20 protein-coding genes are annotated in these 17,419 nt (G+C 40.7%); 3 read left to right on the top strand and 17 right to left on the bottom strand.

The window, feature by feature from the left end; genetic code table 11:
* The 4 genes from BMZ06_RS18925 to BMZ06_RS18910 all read right to left on the bottom strand — a co-directional run.
* The coding region (locus tag BMZ06_RS18925; RefSeq protein WP_175477935.1) for a transposase at positions 1 to 172 on the bottom strand (172 nt) is incomplete at its 3' end.
* A 301-nt stretch (positions 173 to 473) separates the two neighbouring features.
* Complete coding sequence (locus BMZ06_RS18920) at positions 474 to 737, bottom strand: hypothetical protein (protein WP_089754558.1); 264 nt, start codon at positions 735 to 737, stop codon at positions 474 to 476.
* A gap of 24 nt (positions 738 to 761) precedes the next feature.
* Positions 762 to 980 (bottom strand): hypothetical protein, encoded by a 219-nt coding sequence (locus BMZ06_RS18915; RefSeq protein ID WP_089754557.1) that lies wholly within the window; start codon positions 978 to 980, stop codon positions 762 to 764.
* A gap of 82 nt (positions 981 to 1,062) precedes the next feature.
* On the bottom strand, positions 1,063 to 1,467 hold the full coding sequence (locus BMZ06_RS18910; protein WP_089754555.1) for an RDD family protein: 405 nt from the start codon (positions 1,465 to 1,467) through the stop codon (positions 1,063 to 1,065).
* Positions 1,468 to 1,635: 168 nt separating this feature from the next.
* Between BMZ06_RS18910 and BMZ06_RS18905 the strand changes: the two genes are divergently transcribed.
* The gene (locus BMZ06_RS18905) at positions 1,636 to 2,562 is read left to right on the top strand and encodes a prenyltransferase (protein ID WP_089754553.1); all 927 of its coding nucleotides are present in this window, start codon (positions 1,636 to 1,638) and stop codon (positions 2,560 to 2,562) included.
* An 81-nt stretch (positions 2,563 to 2,643) separates the two neighbouring features.
* Here the strand turns inward: BMZ06_RS18905 and BMZ06_RS18900 are convergent, their stop codons facing one another.
* Together BMZ06_RS18900 and BMZ06_RS18895 are read right to left on the bottom strand one after the other, a co-directional pair.
* On the bottom strand, positions 2,644 to 2,829 hold the full coding sequence (locus BMZ06_RS18900; protein WP_089754551.1) for a hypothetical protein: 186 nt from the start codon (positions 2,827 to 2,829) through the stop codon (positions 2,644 to 2,646).
* Positions 2,830 to 3,148: 319 nt separating this feature from the next.
* Positions 3,149 to 3,790: an HAD family hydrolase gene (locus BMZ06_RS18895; protein ID WP_089754549.1), complete on the bottom strand. Its 642-nt coding sequence runs from the start codon at positions 3,788 to 3,790 to the stop codon at positions 3,149 to 3,151.
* Between the two features lie 182 nt (positions 3,791 to 3,972).
* On the opposite strand from BMZ06_RS18895, the gene BMZ06_RS20885 reads away from it, so the two are divergent.
* Positions 3,973 to 4,140, top strand: coding sequence for a hypothetical protein (locus tag BMZ06_RS20885; protein WP_175477934.1), 168 nt, complete (start codon positions 3,973 to 3,975; stop codon positions 4,138 to 4,140).
* Between the two features lie 38 nt (positions 4,141 to 4,178).
* Here the strand turns inward: BMZ06_RS20885 and BMZ06_RS18890 are convergent, their stop codons facing one another.
* From BMZ06_RS18890 to BMZ06_RS18880, 3 genes are all read right to left on the bottom strand, one after another.
* On the bottom strand, positions 4,179 to 4,442 hold the full coding sequence (locus BMZ06_RS18890) for a hypothetical protein (RefSeq protein WP_089754546.1): 264 nt from the start codon (positions 4,440 to 4,442) through the stop codon (positions 4,179 to 4,181).
* 141 nt (positions 4,443 to 4,583) lie between these two features.
* Positions 4,584 to 5,351, bottom strand: coding sequence for a putative hydro-lyase (locus BMZ06_RS18885; protein WP_089754544.1), 768 nt, complete (start codon positions 5,349 to 5,351; stop codon positions 4,584 to 4,586).
* Positions 5,352 to 5,439: 88 nt separating this feature from the next.
* Complete coding sequence (locus tag BMZ06_RS18880) at positions 5,440 to 7,095, bottom strand: glycoside hydrolase family 13 protein (RefSeq protein WP_089754542.1); 1,656 nt, start codon at positions 7,093 to 7,095, stop codon at positions 5,440 to 5,442.
* A 239-nt stretch (positions 7,096 to 7,334) separates the two neighbouring features.
* Between BMZ06_RS18880 and BMZ06_RS18875 the strand changes: the two genes are divergently transcribed.
* Positions 7,335 to 7,769, top strand: coding sequence for a hypothetical protein (locus tag BMZ06_RS18875; RefSeq protein WP_139205861.1), 435 nt, complete (start codon positions 7,335 to 7,337; stop codon positions 7,767 to 7,769).
* Positions 7,770 to 7,813: 44 nt separating this feature from the next.
* On the opposite strand, the gene prpB is transcribed toward BMZ06_RS18875, so the two are convergent.
* The 8 genes from prpB to BMZ06_RS18835 all read right to left on the bottom strand — a co-directional run bounded on the left by prpB (position 7,814) and on the right by BMZ06_RS18835 (position 17,127).
* On the bottom strand, positions 7,814 to 8,686 hold the full coding sequence (gene prpB / locus BMZ06_RS18870; protein WP_089754538.1) for a methylisocitrate lyase: 873 nt from the start codon (positions 8,684 to 8,686) through the stop codon (positions 7,814 to 7,816).
* A 15-nt stretch (positions 8,687 to 8,701) separates the two neighbouring features.
* A complete protein-coding gene (locus tag BMZ06_RS18865; protein WP_089754536.1) occupies positions 8,702 to 10,114 on the bottom strand; it encodes a bifunctional 2-methylcitrate dehydratase/aconitate hydratase in 1,413 nt (470 codons plus the stop codon).
* 21 nt (positions 10,115 to 10,135) lie between these two features.
* Entirely contained in the window at positions 10,136 to 11,644 is a 1,509-nt protein-coding gene (locus BMZ06_RS18860; RefSeq protein ID WP_089754534.1) for a tripartite tricarboxylate transporter permease, read from the bottom strand.
* Between the two features lie 16 nt (positions 11,645 to 11,660).
* A complete protein-coding gene (locus BMZ06_RS18855; protein ID WP_089754532.1) occupies positions 11,661 to 12,119 on the bottom strand; it encodes a tripartite tricarboxylate transporter TctB family protein in 459 nt (152 codons plus the stop codon).
* A gap of 102 nt (positions 12,120 to 12,221) precedes the next feature.
* Positions 12,222 to 13,235, bottom strand: a complete 1,014-nt coding sequence (locus tag BMZ06_RS18850; protein ID WP_089754530.1) for a tripartite tricarboxylate transporter substrate binding protein — start codon at positions 13,233 to 13,235, stop codon at positions 12,222 to 12,224.
* 159 nt (positions 13,236 to 13,394) lie between these two features.
* On the bottom strand, positions 13,395 to 14,072 hold the full coding sequence (locus BMZ06_RS18845; RefSeq protein ID WP_089754528.1) for a response regulator: 678 nt from the start codon (positions 14,070 to 14,072) through the stop codon (positions 13,395 to 13,397).
* Positions 14,069 to 15,667, bottom strand: a complete 1,599-nt coding sequence (locus BMZ06_RS18840) for an ATP-binding protein (protein WP_089754526.1) — start codon at positions 15,665 to 15,667, stop codon at positions 14,069 to 14,071. Before BMZ06_RS18840 ends, BMZ06_RS18845 begins: the two co-directional genes overlap by 4 nt.
* Positions 15,668 to 15,855: 188 nt before the next feature.
* Positions 15,856 to 17,127 (bottom strand): peptidase, encoded by a 1,272-nt coding sequence (locus BMZ06_RS18835; protein ID WP_175477933.1) that lies wholly within the window; start codon positions 17,125 to 17,127, stop codon positions 15,856 to 15,858.
* Positions 17,128 to 17,419: the final 292 nt, after the last annotated feature.

Raw genomic sequence — 17,419 nt, 5'->3', positions numbered from 1 at the left:
TGTCATGATTCCATTCGACCAGTGAAATATTGTAGTTTTCACTCAACGACAAGAATTTATCTTTAGCATAGTTTGAAATGGTGTCATCGATGACGTGTCTTCTATATTTCACGACCAATACAAGATGATAATACAACAAGAACACTGAATGGTTATTACTATCTAATTTCATTTATATATCAGTCCTTATCCATTATAAGACTGATTATATCATATATTGTAATCAAAAACATTTGGGCTCTCGCCCAACCGAAATTCATCTCCCCCTTACCGCTGAGCTTCGCCCTTCACACGCTTGAAGAGGGAGACTTCTTTCGGAAGTTCGTTAAAATTTACGGACTGAGGGGCGTGAGCTATTGGGTTCTCGGTAGTCCTTTTCCACAAAATTGGCCTGTGCTGCAAAGTAATTTTCGTGTAAAAAAATTGTGATTATAGAAAGAGAGAAGCTAATATATTTTACGCTTCTCTTACCTTTATATTTTCTTTTCAGTCTGGATCGAATACTTAGTAAAGTATGCCCCAAGGAGTAAGAGTCCCATTGTAACTCCCCAACTGATAAGACCAAGAAGGTCAAACCAGTAAGCCGCAAGCTGGGTTACCGCGATCAGATAAAAACAAATAGGTGTTAATGCACTTTTCAAGTCCGTATAACCCAGCTTTTTTCTTTTTCTAACCGTAAATATAACAGACCCAACCAGTGCTCCAATTACAACAGTGGTTATTACTACATGGATCATTTCGTCCCTCCTCTTGAAAATACATCAGAATCCACCTCCACCTCCAGAAGGAGGACCAGGCGGACCACCTCTAAAGGATTTCTCTTTTTCAATCGCCCGGTCCACTTCTTTTTCTTTTTCCGTCTTCTCTCCCTTTTTCATTCCATGAGTATAATATCGTTTCTTCTGTTTTCTTTTATCGAGATAAATCATCATGGCTACAAAGAGAACTAAAAATAGTCCCCAAAGAATATTAGCAAGCAAGTAATCTCCTCCTGAAACCTTTAATTCACCTTTTTCTTTTGGCAGAAGTCTCTTTAATAATCTAAAATCGTTCCACATCGTGTCAGTAAGAATGGTTTACACATGTCCCAGATAAATGGTCGTGGATGGATCGTCTGTCTTTTAAAAACGCAACCATAGCTGCACTGATCAGACTGCTAAGCCCAAATGATAAGTAAGCTAACAGCAGCTTTCCTACGATTTCACGTATAAACATGTCGAGCAATGTCAGTCGCTTGCCGTTAACTTTAACAACATGAATCCTAAAGATTCTTTTACCGATAATATAACCGCTCCATATCAAAGGGAGAACGGTCAAATAGAAACCGTACCCTATATCCCAGATTAGAGAAAAATCATCGTTTACTATAAAAAACAAGAAAGCGAAGGGTAAACTTACAATTAAAAAGTCGAGCATAAAGGCAATCCCTCGAATTTTAAACCCAGACTTTTCTAAGTCAGAATTCATCTAATCAGCCCCTCAATCCTTATATACCTTATCACTTCTAATTTAACATAATTATCCATCGGATTCGATTTGCTTATGATTCTACGTTTTTCTCTGAGTGGCTATTTCTTCCTTTTTGGACTTCCCTTATAATAGAAGAATATCTTCTATAAAAAAGGAGTTCTCCCCATGCAGAAGCAAGCCTTGTACAACCTTAAAGGAGTCTGGCTCTTAATGCGCTCTATTGCTGTCGTCTCCTCCAGTGTCGCTACCATTGTTTCTACTGTTCTTCCTTTGTACTTATACTTCACCTTTTCTACGAATCAATTAATGACTTTATTCCTTCTATTAATCTTTGGAGCATTCCTGATCCACGGAATTCTGACTCATATCCTGAACGATTATGTAGATGATCTCTCCGGTACCGATACATACAGCCCCGCTATATTATCAGGTGGAAGCCGCGTCATTCAATCTGGCTTTATTTCACCAGCTAACCTATGGAGATTCGGAAAAGGGCTGCTCCTGCTTTTAGGTATAACCATCATTGTGCTGTTTATTTCCGGTTATGCCAAACTTGGTATATTACTCTCAGTAGGAGTATGGGGAGCTGTGTCCTATTCGCTGCCGCCGCTTCAATTCAGTTATCGTCCCTTTTTAGGTGAATGGCTTTCGACCTTCCCGTCCGTCCTCTTCCTCGGCCTCGCCGGTGCATGGCTCACACTTGATTCCCTGCCTGAATGGGTCATGCAGAATGCCGTCATTAATGCTCTTTTTTGTATTGCCTGGGTAATGGTTCACCATATTCCTGACCGGGAAGCCGATAAAAAAGCAACGCCTATGAAGCAGACGAGTGTCGTCTGGGCCGCTGATCGCTTCGGTATTGCTTACGCCCGTATTCCAGCATTAATGTATTTCACTTTTACAGCTCTATGTGCATTTTGGCTCGGTGCAGATCGGGGGATGGCTGCTCTCGGCGTTGTAGCGATGGCTGGCGCTTCTATCTATTTGATTTTCAAAATGGACATGCGTGATTATGAACAGATCTCGGCCTACGAAAAGATCATTCTTATTTTAGCGATGATCAATGCCGTCTGGCTTGGAATATTCATTTAACTCACGTTAAAAAAAAGAACTTCGATTGGTTCGAAGTTCTTGCCCAGATTATTCTCAAGTTTGGAAGAGAAGCATTTTCATTTATTGTCCTCTGTCGCTCATTTGATTCAATTTCTCTTCAATACGATCTAACTGTTTCCCTCTTTTATTAAATAAAACAACGAATGAAGTAATGCCCGTAATAACTAATAACAAAATAACGAAGAAAAACAATTGAACAATCATGTCTCCAATATTTAAACCACTTGAAGCTGTAAGTAAAACCATTCATGATCCTCCTTAAAAATCCCAATAACGAAATCCACGGCGTCTACCCTTTTTTTTAACATACTGGTACGACGACGTCATTTAAATTTACCAAGTTCGGCTTTCAATTTGCTCCTGGTCTACTTCAATACTATCCATATGTTTTAAAAGACCAGCGGATCCATCAGTTACATCAAATTAATATTATAAAGTTCATTTGTACGAATCACGTTCCAAATTTTGATTTATTACTTCTATCGACTTATAACTGTTGTAAGGAATTCCACATAGAGTTTCTTCTTACCTTCTTCTGATTTTTTAAGCTGATTTACGAATTAATTCATTTGATTTGAAGTTCCAGTAAATCTTCTATGACCTGATCGGCTTCAGAAAGTTCTTCTTCCCGGGCAAAATCAAATCGGCACCCAATAGCCTCCAATCCGTTTTCTTTAGCTGCACGAAAATCGGACAGCCGGTCTCCAACAACAGTTCCCTGGCTGAACTCATATTTTTTCATAATGTGCTTAACTAAATCTGCTTTATCGAGCGTGTGGATTTGTTGAATGCTGAACGTTTCCGTCACCCATTGATCTAACTGATAATAGTCTACAATGGCATTTAAATACTCTGTTAACCCATTACTTGCTATGTAGATCGAGCACTCATTTTCTTTAAAGTGACGGAAAACTTCTTTGACATGAGGATATAAAGCCCCTTGGCCCGCTTTAATATTATCTATCAAACGTTCTAGAAAATAAGCGTTGGCTTCTTCCCTTACTTCTTCCGAATGATTAGGCAAGAGGGCCGCCCACACTTTTGGGAGCGGTACCCCCATAATCTCTCGGTACTGATCTATGGGAGTGGCGTCATTCCATTCATTTTGTAATCTAAGTTGATCAAACGTATCTTCCAGAGATAACTCTAAAATTTTGTCGGTTTGAAACAGAGTTCCATCCATATCAAAAATTAGTGACTGTGTCATGAACTTTTCTCCTTTACGGTATCTCTTTTTTTAGGCTGATTAATTACTGGTGAAGCACTTCTTCAGAGGGTCTGACTATGTACCATTAGCGATTCCTATTAGTACAGTAAATTCCGGTTCCAGTTTTCAATATTGGATAAGGGTATGGGCTAAAAAATCCTGTGCCAAATAGGAGGGCTTTAATGAGAACAAATATCGTTCTAAGAATCCTGAGATTACTAGGTGCATCTGCCTTGATCACGTGCTCCTTTCTCCAGATGCAGCAATCATATGATATCGTGATTAACATCACGATTCTCGGATTTGTATTCTGCGTGATTACTACAATTGCTATTGAAAATAATCTGTAGCTACTCGCTCAAAGTGCTGTACTTATTTTAACTGACAGCTACTCATTTAAAATTTGAATATCTTTTACATCGTATTCCTGAGGAGTCCAAGCTTCTGTTGAGGAATGATCAATCAGTACAGCTTCTACTTGCTGGCCAACCTTAAACTCATCCCCATCATCGACTATAATCTCACTGTGTTCAATAGAAATCATATCACCTTCGATTCTAGTGATTTCGCCGCTTAATCGAATTTCTTCTGAGTGATTTGAGCACGCTGCAAACGTAAAGCATATACATAGTAGAATCACAGCTTTTCTCACATTCGCACCTCCAGAAAAATGGGCACCCCTATAACCTGCTGCATATTGATAGTTTTTCTAATCGTAACATATGATAGCGCCAGATATGGTACCGGCGTTTAATACAACAGAAGACTCGTTCGATTAGAACGAGTCTTCTGTTTAACCGTCGTAATTAGGATCCAATTGATCTGTAATAAGCATATGCCCTGGTGCATGGGTAATCATTATCGAAGGCTTCGCTTGAAGTGCTGCATTTTGAGGAGTGACCCCGCAAGCCCAGAACACCGGTGTCGAAGAGGCAGGATCAAACTCAACAGAATCTCCATAATCAGGCTTATGAAGATCAGCGATGCCTATGTCCTCCGGATGTCCGGCGTGAACTGGACTCCCATGAGCCTGACCAAATTGTTCAGAAATTTCCAAAGCTGCATCCATCAGATTATTGGGTATCGCTCTCATGCTGACCACCATGTCTCCTTCAAACAAGCCAGCTTTCTCTAACGGGATATTCGTCTTATACATAGGAACAACTTTCTCTTGTTCCTGATGAAGCATCGGAATGCCGCCCTCAACCAGGGCTGTTTCGAAAGTGAAGCTGCATCCAATCAGGAAAGTTACGAAATCGTCCTTCCAAACATCCGTTAAGTTCAGGACTTCTTCTGAAAATTCACCATTGCGGTAAATACGATAACGAGGCAGATCCGTTCGTACGTCCGCATCGGCAATTTCCGGGACGGTCTTACCGGCTTCAAGTACCTCAACTAATGGGCAGGGCTTTGGATTTCGGATACAAAAGAGTAGAAAATCAAAAGCATATTCTTTCGGCAGAGTTACTAAATTTGTTTGAACGTATTTTTCACATAATCCTGAAGTTGACCCTGTCTTTTCTTCTTTACGAAAACGATGTCTTTCTTCTCCTGGCTTCATGAACAGCACCTCTCTTTTAGAGTTCAAGAATAACGCCTGAGTAGTTTTCTTTTTAGCGGTAGCTCGTTCTTCCTTTTTTCCCTTTAAATCACACCGAATAAACAACGCCTTCGTATGGGGCCAAGACACCCCGATTTTTTTGTTTACTTTCATTAGAGATGACTACCGTTCCTGCCTGAATGGTCTGGATTAACTCTTCAGCGACTCCTGCCTGCTGGTGAGAGAAGTTGCATAGTACGACAAGAGTTTCATTCCCATTCGTTCGTTTATAGGCAAACACCACGGGGTCTTCCCTCATTAACAACTCAAAGTTTCCATCCGTAATGATATCTTTTTCTTTTCTCAACTGGATCAGCTGTTGGTAGAAATAAAAAATCGAGTTCTTGTCTTGAAGCGCGGCTTCAGCGTTGATTTCTGGATAGGCAGGATTGACCTGAAGCCACGGTGTTCCATTGGTAAAACCGGCGTGCTCCTGATCGTTCCATTGCATCGGCGTTCGCGCATTATCTCGGCCTTTAACATAAATGGCTTCCATTAGCTCCTCATGGGACCAGCCTTCCGCTTTCTTTTCCTCATACATATTAAGCAGCTCAATATCCTGATAATCCTCTAAATTTTCAAAACGGGCATTTGTCATGCCTATTTCTTCTCCTTGATAAATATAAGGTGTTCCCTGCATCATGTGCAGACAGATCGCTAGCATTTTTGCCGATTTCTCCCGGTAATTTTCATCATCTCCAAAGCGGGAGACAATACGAGGCTGATCATGATTATTCCAGTACAAACTGTTCCAACCCGACCCGTGCAGCTTCGTCTGCCATTTTTCAAAGTTTTCCTTGAGCTCTACTAGATTAAGAGGTTTTAAATTCCACTTATCTCCTTCGGAATCCAAGTCCATATGCTCGAAGGTAAAGATCATGTTCAGCTCTTCATTCTCAGGATCAGTGTACTGTCTGGCATCCTCTGGAGAAGCTCCCGGCATCTCTCCAACAGTCATTACGTCGTAATGAGACAGAACTTCTTTGTTCATTTCCTGTAAAAATTCATGAATTCTTGGTCCATTCATGAAATAAGGGCTTCCATCGCCGTCCAGTCCTTCCGGATAAGAAGGATCTTTCGAGATGAAATTGATAACATCCATACGGAATCCGTCCACGCCCTTATCCAGCCAGAACTTCATCATGTCATAAACCTCTTCCCGTAGTTTGGGATTCTCCCAATTCAAATCGGGCTGCTTTTTAGCAAAAATGTGAAGATAATACTGCCCGGTCTGCTCGTCATACTGCCAGACTGGGCCGCCGAAAACGGAATTCCAATTCGTTGGGGGATCCCCGTTTTCTTTTCCATCCTTCCATATGTAGTAATCTCGGTACGGATTGTCTGTGCTTTTAGAAGATTCAACAAACCAGGGGTGTTCATCCGAGGTGTGGTTAACTACCAGATCCATTACAAGCTTCATTCCCCGCTGATGTACTTCATCGAGTAATTGCTCCAAATCTTCCATCGATCCAAACAGTTCATCCACCTGGCGGTAATTGCGTATATCATAGCCGTTATCTTCCTGGGGAGAATCATAAACCGGAGACAGCCAAATCACATCAATACCAAGCTCGTTCAAATAATCGAGTTTCTCTATGACTCCAGGGATATCTCCGATTCCGTCCCCGTTCGTATCATTAAAGCTTTTCGGATAAATTTGATAGACGACGCTTTTCTTCCACCATTCGTGCGTTTGGTTAGTCATATTTTCACCTGCTTTTCTATAATTTAATAACCTTTTCCCTAACACTACCTATCTGGAAACAACCTCATTTTAACATATCCCCATCCAAAACCTTCCACCTCAGGTCATCCAGAAAATGGATGACCTGAGGTGGAAGGTTTTGGATTATTTAATTATTTTTCATATTTTCCTTTTAAATATGCTGGAGTTTGATAGGATATTAGTAGGCTGGTTATGAAAGGGAGAGATGGAGAATGGAAATGAAATTTACACAAGAACAGTTTCAGCTACTAATGGAAATGGCTTACATAACCAATCGTACAGTAGGAACTAAAAAGTATGATCACTTGAGCAACTATAAAGATTTGACGCAATATATTCTCTCGTACGCCAAAGATTTTGGACTTGAAAATCTGGTAACTTATGATGAAGAATCCAAGCAATATGTGCCTACGGAGGATTTTGAAATTCAATTAAATAGGAAAACCAGGACACCTGAAGAAGAAGTTTTTCTTGACCAGCTTGCAAGTAGACTAGGGTCCAGGGATGCACTTGAGGAAGCTGATCGAGAAGATAAATTAGATAAAGTGATTGAGCAAAAAATCCATTACCATAGTGAATACTTAAAAGAATTTAAGACTTTTAAAACAGACAGATTGTATGTAGTAACGAGTGAAGATGTTGAAATGGATTAAAAAAAGAGGAAGAGCTGCAATTGTGCATCTCTTCCTCTTTTTTTTCATTTAAAATTCTCATATTTATGGTAGTCAATTAGTTCATATAACTCCTCACGCGTCTGCATTCGATCAAGCATATTTTGCTGAGTACCGTCATGATAAATCGTTTCATAAATCTGTTCGATTGCTTTAAGAGCCACACGTAATGATGTAACAGGATAAATCACCAGAGAGAACCCAAATTTTTCTATCTCATCACTTGTCTTATAAGGTGTTTTCCCAAACTCTGTCATATTGTATAAGAGCGGCACTTGAAGACGGTGAGCAATATATTCCATATCTTCCTCTGTCTCAACTGCTTCAGGAAATACACACTCAGCCCCTGCTTCTATGTAAGCTTCGGCCCTTTTCACCGCATCTTCTTTACTAGTTACTGCTAATGCATCTGTTCGAGCTACAATTATTAGATCGGGAGCAGCTTTCTTAATAAGCTTTATCTTTTCCACCACATCTTCTTTAGGGACTAAACTCTTGCCCTCTAAATGCCCGCATTTTTTAGGAAATACCTGATCCTCCAATTGAACCGCAGCTACTCGAGCCTTTACTAGATCCTGCGCTAATCTTACGGTGTTATAAGCTTCCCCATGGCCTGTATCAATATCTACCAGTAAAGGAAGGTTTGCAGCGTTAACCAGTTCTTTAGCTTTTTCCACTAATTCTTCATGCGTAATTAATCCAATGTCGGGTAAACCCTTACTTGCAGATAAAGCTGCCCCCGATAAATAAAGGGAGGTGAATCCAGATTTCTTAGCCATGATCCCAGCTAGTCCATGATGAGCCCCTACAAGTCTCATGATTTCTTTTGCTTTCATTTGCTCACGAAACGATTGGCATAAATTTTCATGGGCTATATTTTCGTCTAATAACCAGCTCATTTAATTAAAAACCTCCTAAGGTACAAAAGATCCCATATAATCATTCACTTTTATAGATGATAGACTTTCAGCATTGTGAAGCTGCAGAAGATGTTGGATTCGTTCTTCAGGAAACAACTCTTTCATATTATTTTCAAACTTCTTCTTTATTAAAGGATATCCTTCCTCCCTACGCTGGCGATGACCGATAGGATAACGCACTTCCACCTGTTCCGTTTGATTTTCTTCTGAAAAACGTATGGTGATTCTGTTAGCTATTGAACGTTTTTCAGGATGAAAATATTCTACTGTGAACTCAGTCTCTTCTACAACTTTCATTTTATTACGCAGTAGGTCGATTTCTGGGTGCTCTGCAGCAAAATGATCTTCATAATGTTCCGCTTCCAGTTTTCCAAACAATAAACCAACAGCCGTAATATATTGAATACAATGATCGCGATCAGCAGGATTGTTTAGTTCGCCTTTCTTATCAATAATCCTCTTAGCTGATTCTTGCGTTTCGATTAGAATTTCTTGAATCTCTGAAGCTCTGCCTCTTACTTTAGGGGATAGGTTTATCGCGCATTCAGCTGCTGTTTGGGCATGAAATTCAGCAGGATAGGATATTTTAAACAAAACATTCTCCATCACATAATCACTTAATGGTTGAGAGAGCGTAATCTCTTTACCACCCAGCATGACATCCTCAAATCCCCATTTGTCCGCTGTCAGCGCAGTTGGATAGCCCATCTCACCTTTTAGCGCCATTAAACTCAGACGTACGCCTCTACTCGTCGCATCGCCTGCTGCCCAGGATTTTCTAGAACCCGTATTGGGAAAATGACGATAAGTCCGTAAACTTCCATTATCGATCCACGCATTACTTACGGCATTCATCACTTGTTCTTTCGTGCCATCTAACATGGCTGAAGTGACCGCAGCAGTAGCAACCTTTACAAATAAAACGTGATCAATTCCATAGCGGTTCATACTGTTGCTTAAAGCAAGTACACCCTGTATTTCGTGAGCTTGAATCATTCTATATAGTACATCGTTCATATGAAAGGGTTTTCTTCCTTCAGTCTCATTTTTTCTGGACAAATAATCAGCGACTGCTAATATTCCACCTAAATTATCAGAAGGATGGCCCCACTCTTCCGCAAGCCACGTGTCATTATAGTCCAGCCAGCGAATCAGAAATCCGATATTAAAAGCACCTTGAACAGGATCTAATTCATGTGGTGTTCCTGGAACTCGTGCGCCATGAGGGGTTTGAATCCCTGGTACTACCGATCCGAGATGCTTAGTGCACGCTGGATAATCTAACGCTAAACCAGCACAAGCCATGGAATCCATAAGAACATACCGGGCATTTTTCCAAGCTTCATCACTAAAAAATTGTTCTTCGGTTACATATTCCGCTATTTGATCAATCACCTTATCGTACATATTCACTGGACTCCTCCCTCCTTATTGTTCAGTTCCTTCATGATCTGCTCTCTGCCGCACACGATTTCGAATAATAGGTACAATGAAAGAAAGCACACTGATGGACAGCAGGGCAATAGAAACAGGGTCTTCAATTAGGACCATCAGACTCCCGCCTGATGCTGTAAGAGCCTGCCTGAAGGCTTGTTCCATCATTCCACCCAGAATGAAGGCCAGGATGAACGGAGCTGCAGGAAAGGAAAACAATCGCATTAAGTAACCAAGTAAACCAAATAAAAGCAGCAAATATAAATCAAAAGTACTGAAACTAATCGAATATACGCCTATTAAACTGAAAATAATAACTAAGGAAATTAGCATGGGTCTTGAAATCTTTAATATTTTTGCAATGTAAGGAATTAAAGGCAAGTTTAAGATTAATAGAAATACATTCCCAATATACATACTTGCGATGATCCCCCAAAATACTTCAGGACGATCTGTAACAAGTAAAGGTCCAGGCTGAATATCAAGTACCAAAAAGGCTCCAAGCATGACTGCTGTGGTACCTGAACCCGGAATCCCCAGACTAAGTAACGGTACAAAAGCACCACTGGTAGCAGCATTATTCGCTGTTTCTGGAGCTGCTACACCTTTGATCGATCCTTTACCGAACTCTTCAGGTTTCTTCGCAATTCTCTTTTCAGTAATATAACCTATAAATGAAGCTATAGTGGCCCCTGCTCCAGGCAGAACTCCTAACACGAATCCTAAGAAAGACTGACGGGTCATAGGGCCCTTCATTTCTTTGAAATCTTGTTTACTCAGCCTTAAGTTTCCGATGTCACCTTGTTTGCTGAGCGATTGATCTTTACGGTTTTTCACAAGGAAACAGACTTCTGCCAGCGCAAAAAGACCTAAAGCGATGACAAGAAAGTCTACTCCCTCCATCAAGTTGGGGTTGTTAAAAGTAAAGCGGTTCGTACCTGTTTGGGCATCTATCCCAATCGTCGCCACCATAAAACCGACCGTGGCCGATATTAATGCTTTCACTGTTGAGCCTTCTGAAAGACTTGATATCGCCGTGAGTCCGAGAAACATCAATGCAAAATATTGCGGTGGTCCAAAGGAAACAGCCACTTGAGCTAACGCTGGGGCAAATAACATTAACAACACGACAGACACCGTTCCACCGACAAAAGAGGAAATAGCAGCAATAGCTAACGCTTTACCTGCTTCTCCTCTCTGTGCCATTGGATAACCATCAAAAGACGTGGCCACCGTACCGGAAATCCCAGGGGCGTTTAATAGAATGGAGGAGGTAGAGCCTCCAAATACGGCTCCGTAATAGACTCCCGCCATCATGACCAATGCGGAAGATGGATTCATTCCATAAGTGACTGGAATCATGATAGCAATGGCACTAATAGGTCCGAGGCCAGGCATCATTCCAATTAACGTACCGGTTACTACACCAATAAGGACAAATAAAATACCTTGTAAACTAAAAGCTACTTGGAAACCTTGCATCAAGCCATCTAATGCACCCATATCTCACCAACACCTTTTAAAATGGTAATATTCCTTGAGGTAATCGAATTTGAAGTAAATAATTAAATAAATAGTAAAGTACAGAAGGAAAAATAAGAGAAACTAATAGATTACTTTTCCACTTTTCGTACCCGAGGAACCAAGAACAAAAGAATACAAATAATGCGGTCGCTAGTAAAAATCCTAAGATTTCCAAAAGAAAAATATAGGCAAGTATCATAACACCCACCGCGAGCAGCACAAGGAGCTCCTTTCCAGGCACTTTACGCTTTTCCTTTTCTTCCTCGGTCTCTGATGATTTATCAAAGAACAATAAAACAGCTAGTCCAATCAGCAAATATCCTAGTAATTTTGGAACTAGATCAGAATCGACTGGCACATAAGGGTATTCCTTTAGATTGTAAGTTAAATACAAATATCCAGATGCAAACAAAATAAGGAAAATACTGATTTTTTGGTTCATTGTTTTAAGCACGGTTATCACCTTCAAAAATGATTTTATAATGATAAGATAAGAACCTGATCTTAATTAATTAAATCTAGATCAGGTTCTTCACCTTATATTAAGTTGCTTAGCTTATTGTCCAAGACCAAGTTCTTCGAGTAATGTACCAAGTTCGTCTGTTTGTTCTTTCAAAAACTTCTGATACTCTTCACTGTCCATGTACATTTCATCCCAGCCGTACTGATCACGGATATTGGCAAATTCCTCTGTTTCGCTTACCGCTTTAAACTTTTCTTCATAGTAAGTAACAGCTGATTCATCCATATCTTTCGGTCCGAAAAAACCTCTCCAGTTTACAAAGGTAGCGTCGATCCCTTGTTCTTTTGCCGTTGGGAATTGGGATAGAACTTCTCCATCTAACCTTTCCTCAGATGTAACTCCAAGAACTTTAATTTTATCCGCTCTTACTTGTTCGATGGTCTCAGCTACACCTGTTGAATAAACATCTGCACTTCCATTCAGCACCTGAGTCAGTGCGCCACCGTCTTGAGCAGAAACATATTTTATTCCCTTAATATCCACTCCGGCAGCTTTTGCAATTTTCACAAACTGCATGTGATCCATAGAACCTGGAGAAGAGGCCCCTACGACCGTTACACTGGAAGGGTCTTCTTTCATATCTTCAAACAGTTCATTCAGGTTGTCCCATTTAGCATCTTTAGCAACTGCAAACGCTCCGTAGTCAGCTATCATATTGGATAGAGGTGTGAAATCCTCATAAGTTAAATCAGATTGTCCATTTAAAGGTACAAAAATCAACGGAGGTGATGAAACAAATATGTTGTGAGGGTCATTGGTACTGTTAATATAAGACCATCCAACAGCTCCGCCTCCACCGGGCTTGTTTACAACACCTACACTTTGCTCTACAATCTCTTCATCTTCCATGATCTTTCCCACACTTCGCGCTGTTGTATCCCAGCCGCCGCCGGCTCCACTTGGGGCAACAATTTCTATATTTTTATCAGGCTGCCAATTCCCATCTTCGCTTGATTCTCCATCTCCACTTGAACTTTGTTCTCCGCCTCCACAGGCTGCGGTTAAAACTAATAATAATAAAGCGGCCAGCATCCATAATTTCTTCATAATGTTTCTCCCCTTTGAAGTGAATTGTTCTTTCATTACGTTCATAATATAAGACTGTTACAAAAATGTAACCGTTTTCAAAATAACCTGCTTTAACAACGTTAAATGAATAAACCAAATAAAATTCACACAAAAAAATAAACCACCGATTTACGGTGGCTATAATTGTAAATAGTATTTTCTTTCAGGGCGTCCAACTTTTCCGTAACGCATTTCTGCACTGCCTTCTTCTATTGAAATTATATACTCTAAATACCTTCTTGCGGTTGTTTTAGAAGCACCCATTTGGTGACTTGCTTGTTCAGCCGTCATTCCATCTGGTGAAGCAATGAGCATTTCACGCACCTTATCCAGAGTCAGGGGATCGATTCCTTTTGGAACCTCCCTTACTTCTGTTTTTTCTTCTTCCATATTCCCAATCAATTGATCCACCATGTTTTGGTCAAAAGTATCAGCACTTGAGATCATGCTTTGTTTCTTCCTATAATCTTCTATGGTTTTGTTAAACCGCTGAATGGAGATAGGCTTAATAATATAATCGACCACTCCGTACTTCAGAGCTTTTTCAATCATACCTTTATCATTAGCCGCTGTAATCATAATGATATCCACCGCCGGGATCTTTTCTCGAATTTCATGTAATAAATCAGTGCCCAGACGATCAGGCATGTAGACATCGAGCAGCAATAAATCAGGCTGTTGACCAAGAAGTACCTTAATTGTTTCTTCCGCATTCAGAGCTTTCCCAACGACCTGACCCCCTTCAATGGCTGATAAAAATTTTTCGTGAAGCTCGGCCACTCGAAAATCATCTTCCGCAATCACTACTTTAATCATGACAGTCTTCCTCCTTTCTTAGGCAAGAAAATAGAAAAAATTGTACCATTTGTATCAGATTCACTTATTTCTAAAGTGCCGCCAAGTTCTTTAACAATTTCGTTCACATTCGCAAGACCAAACCCACGCTGAGCGCCCTGTTTAGTAGAAAAACCACGCATAAATAGATAAGGCATAACCGATTCTGAAATGCCTGGTCCACTATCTGTAATTTCAAAGACAATTTCATTACCTACATCTGTTGCAAAGAAGTCAACTTCCTTTACCGATTGTCCTTCTACTGCTTCAAACGCATTATCAATAAGATTACCTAAAATCGTTACCAGCTTTGAGCGGTTAATATGATCAGGTATAATCTCCAGTGAAGTGTCAGGGTCAATGGAAAAATTAATTTTCTGTTCAGATGCTTTACTGATTTTTCCTAATAAAATGGCCTGGACAGTTTCGTCCTCGATTTGATCAGATAGTATACGATTCTGACTTTGGGTTGTCTCAAATTCACTTTCGATCAAATCAATCGCTTCTTTATAATTACCTAACTGTAGAAGCCCCAGAAGCACATACATTTTATTAGTAAATTCATGGGTCTGAGAACAAAGGTCTTCTGAATAGCGTTTCACTTCCGATAAAGCATTGACCATCTCTCTCACTTCAGTTTTGTCTCTAAAACTAGCTACGACTCCAACGACTTGTTCGTCTTCCAAGATTGGTGTTCTATTTACAATGATCACTCGATCTTTCAAAATCATTTCCTGATCTTTTTCTTGTAGTCCCGAATGCAGAACTCGAAGCATTTGGGTATTGGGAAAAACTTCAGTGATCGGTTTGTTTTCTGTAGCTGTCTCGATGTTCAAAATCCTCATGGCTGATTGATTGATCATCTTTACTTTTCCAGCGTCATCAATGGCGATGATACCTTCTCTGACGGAAGAAAGAACTGCTTCACGATCACGGTATAAAGAGGAAATTTGATAGGGCTCAAGCCCAAATGTATCTTTTCTAATACTCCTTGCGAGCACATAACTACCTGCCGTGCCTATAAGAAGAACCACTACTGATATTCCTGTAATATCAACCAGCTTAGCCCAAATAGCTGAATTAATATCCTTGATCAGGAACCCCACCGACACGATTCCGATAATTTCTCCATCTTCACTAATAATGGGGGCCTTCCCCCTGAGCGAAGGTCCTAATGTCCCCTCAGCTTTTGAAATATAATACTCACCACTCTTTAAAGCTCGGGCATTGTCACCACCGACCATCCGTTCTCCAATCTTCCAAGGATCAGGGTGAGCATACCTTACACTATCCTTATTTCCTACTACTACAAATTCCGCTCCTACTTCTTCCTGAATACTTAAAGCAATCGGCTGAATGATTTCAGAAGGGTCTTCGCGGTTAAAGGCTTCTTGAATCGTGGGCATGAAAGAAAGGGTGGTAGCTGCTTGAAGTGCTAACTGCCCCATTTTTTCTTCAGTCTCCTGTTTCTCCCAAAAAGCAAAAATGCCTGCCAGTATAATAATTATGCCAACAATTAACGTGATGACTAATCCTAATATTTTTGTTTGCAATGATACACGGAAACGGGTGCCCATGTTTCAGAACTCCTTTATGTAAACGTTCACTTACAAATACTTTAACATAAACCTCATGTACGATTGATACCATTTATATACATCTAACCTGCTAATTTCAATACAATTTCAAGAAAATCCCACCTCAGGTCATCCATTATCTGGATGACCTGAGGTGGGATTTTCTACCTTTCTATACTATTGGGGGTTCATTCTTCTATTCCGCACCATTCGATCAGCGTTAATGCCATAATTTCTGCTGCTTCGAATACTTTATCCATTTCAATAAACTCATTCGGGTAATGCGCCATTTCGGTTACTCCCGGACCAAAGACTAAAGATGGTGTTTCTCCAGCTTCCGTTAATAAACCGCCGTCCGTTCCCCATGGGGAGGCTTCAATGACAGGATCAGCGCCCAGTACATTCCGATACCCGGTGACGAGGATGTTCATGAACGGGTGCTCTTGATCCATCGCTCCTGGAAGCCAGCGTGCCCCAAACCATTCCAACGTGGTCGGATGTTCTTCAAACCAGGAATCTTTATCTTTCAATTGCTTCAGCCAGTTTTCCATTTCTACCTTAGCATTTTCGATCGTTTCTTCTGGAGAAATCCCCATACGTCCTTCTATTTTCACGAGATCTGGTACGGAAGATGGCCAGTCTCCTCCTTCAAATTTCCCTACATTGATTGGAATAGGGATCGGGATGTTTTTGTACAGTGGATCGTTGATCTGATCATTTCTCTCTTTTTCTAACTGACGAATATGATCTATAACCATCATACTTTTTTCAATTGCGCTAACCCCTTGATAGCGCGTCCCGCCATGAGCCGATCGGCCTTTCACATAAATACGGAACCACATGGAGCCCTGCTGTTTGGGAAAAATCTTCATGTTGGTTGGCTCAGGGATCAGCGCAGCATCTGCTTTATATCCTTTCATCACGGCTGCAAGCGTCCCTGTCCCACCGCTCTCTTCTTCGATAACGCTTTGAAAAATAACGTCCCCTTTCAGCCTGATGCCAAGATTCTTTAACACCTTCATCGCAAGGAGCATGGAGACATTGCCGCCTTTCATATCGGTAACCCCGCGGCCATACATCCGTCCGTCGATGACCTTTCCGCTATAAGGATCATGGTCCCACTGGGTACGATCCCCGGCAGGCACAACATCAATATGTCCATTAAAAATAATGGACCGGCCTTCGCCTGTTCCTTGTTGTACTCCTACAACGTTAGGGCTTCCCCTAAAGCTCTCTCTTGAAGAAGCAAAATAAGGATGCTTCCTAACCTCTTCTTCATCCGGATCCCAACGATCTATGGTCATACCTAGTTCCTTTAATGTCTCAATTACGACAGCTTGTGCTTCGGCTTCATTCCCTTGGGTGCTGTCCGCTTGAACAAGACGCTGAAGCAGTTTCGTACCTTCTTCTCTATAACCTTGAAGCCATTCGTGAATATTGTCCTTGTTGAGTTCCACCATCCATTCTCCTTTCCTATTACGAAGGCTACCCTGAAAATAATTACAGCTTTAAGACCGCACTAAATAAAGGGGATCTTATTACTTTTTTAAAAATCCCTGAATCACTTTGATATTTATTTCATTATTCTTCTCTAAGCCGACTGTGGCGATAAGTCGACTACAAAACCTAAACGTTGAAGACTCTTAATTGCCTTTTGTTTTTTTGCTTCTAATGCTTGTTGGTTATAATGGTTTGCCCCTTGTTCTTTGTACATTTCTCTTTTGGTTAATAGGTGGTACACGATCACAAGTA

The sequence above is a fragment of the Halobacillus alkaliphilus genome, from assembly GCF_900113125.1.
Lineage (GTDB): Bacteria > Bacillota > Bacilli > Bacillales > Halobacillaceae > Halobacillus > Halobacillus alkaliphilus.
This window is presented reverse-complemented; position numbering and strand designations above follow the sequence as displayed.

Excerpts from the sequence above, each read along its gene's own strand:
- BMZ06_RS20885 (WP_175477934.1), top strand. The coding sequence starts at position 3,973 with ATGAGAACAAATATCGTTCTAAGAATCCTGAGATTACTAGGTGCATCT.
- BMZ06_RS18905 (WP_089754553.1), top strand. The coding sequence starts at position 1,636 with ATGCAGAAGCAAGCCTTGTACAACCTTAAAGGAGTCTGGCTCTTAATG.
- BMZ06_RS18875 (WP_139205861.1), top strand. The coding sequence starts at position 7,335 with ATGAAATTTACACAAGAACAGTTTCAGCTACTAATGGAAATGGCTTAC.
- BMZ06_RS18845 (WP_089754528.1), bottom strand. The coding sequence starts at position 14,072 with ATGATTAAAGTAGTGATTGCGGAAGATGATTTTCGAGTGGCCGAGCTT.
- BMZ06_RS18880 (WP_089754542.1), bottom strand. The coding sequence starts at position 7,095 with ATGACTAACCAAACGCACGAATGGTGGAAGAAAAGCGTCGTCTATCAA.
- prpB (WP_089754538.1), bottom strand. The coding sequence starts at position 8,686 with ATGAGCTGGTTATTAGACGAAAATATAGCCCATGAAAATTTATGCCAA.
- BMZ06_RS18920 (WP_089754558.1), bottom strand. The coding sequence starts at position 737 with ATGATCCATGTAGTAATAACCACTGTTGTAATTGGAGCACTGGTTGGG.
- BMZ06_RS18860 (WP_089754534.1), bottom strand. The coding sequence starts at position 11,644 with ATGGGTGCATTAGATGGCTTGATGCAAGGTTTCCAAGTAGCTTTTAGT.
- BMZ06_RS18900 (WP_089754551.1), bottom strand. The coding sequence starts at position 2,829 with ATGGTTTTACTTACAGCTTCAAGTGGTTTAAATATTGGAGACATGATT.
- BMZ06_RS18835 (WP_175477933.1), bottom strand. The coding sequence starts at position 17,127 with ATGGTGGAACTCAACAAGGACAATATTCACGAATGGCTTCAAGGTTAT.
- BMZ06_RS18895 (WP_089754549.1), bottom strand. The coding sequence starts at position 3,790 with ATGACACAGTCACTAATTTTTGATATGGATGGAACTCTGTTTCAAACC.
- BMZ06_RS18910 (WP_089754555.1), bottom strand. The coding sequence starts at position 1,467 with ATGAATTCTGACTTAGAAAAGTCTGGGTTTAAAATTCGAGGGATTGCC.
- BMZ06_RS18865 (WP_089754536.1), bottom strand. The coding sequence starts at position 10,114 with ATGTACGATAAGGTGATTGATCAAATAGCGGAATATGTAACCGAAGAA.
- BMZ06_RS18850 (WP_089754530.1), bottom strand. The coding sequence starts at position 13,235 with ATGAAGAAATTATGGATGCTGGCCGCTTTATTATTATTAGTTTTAACC.
- BMZ06_RS18840 (WP_089754526.1), bottom strand. The coding sequence starts at position 15,667 with ATGGGCACCCGTTTCCGTGTATCATTGCAAACAAAAATATTAGGATTA.
- BMZ06_RS18885 (WP_089754544.1), bottom strand. The coding sequence starts at position 5,351 with ATGAAGCCAGGAGAAGAAAGACATCGTTTTCGTAAAGAAGAAAAGACA.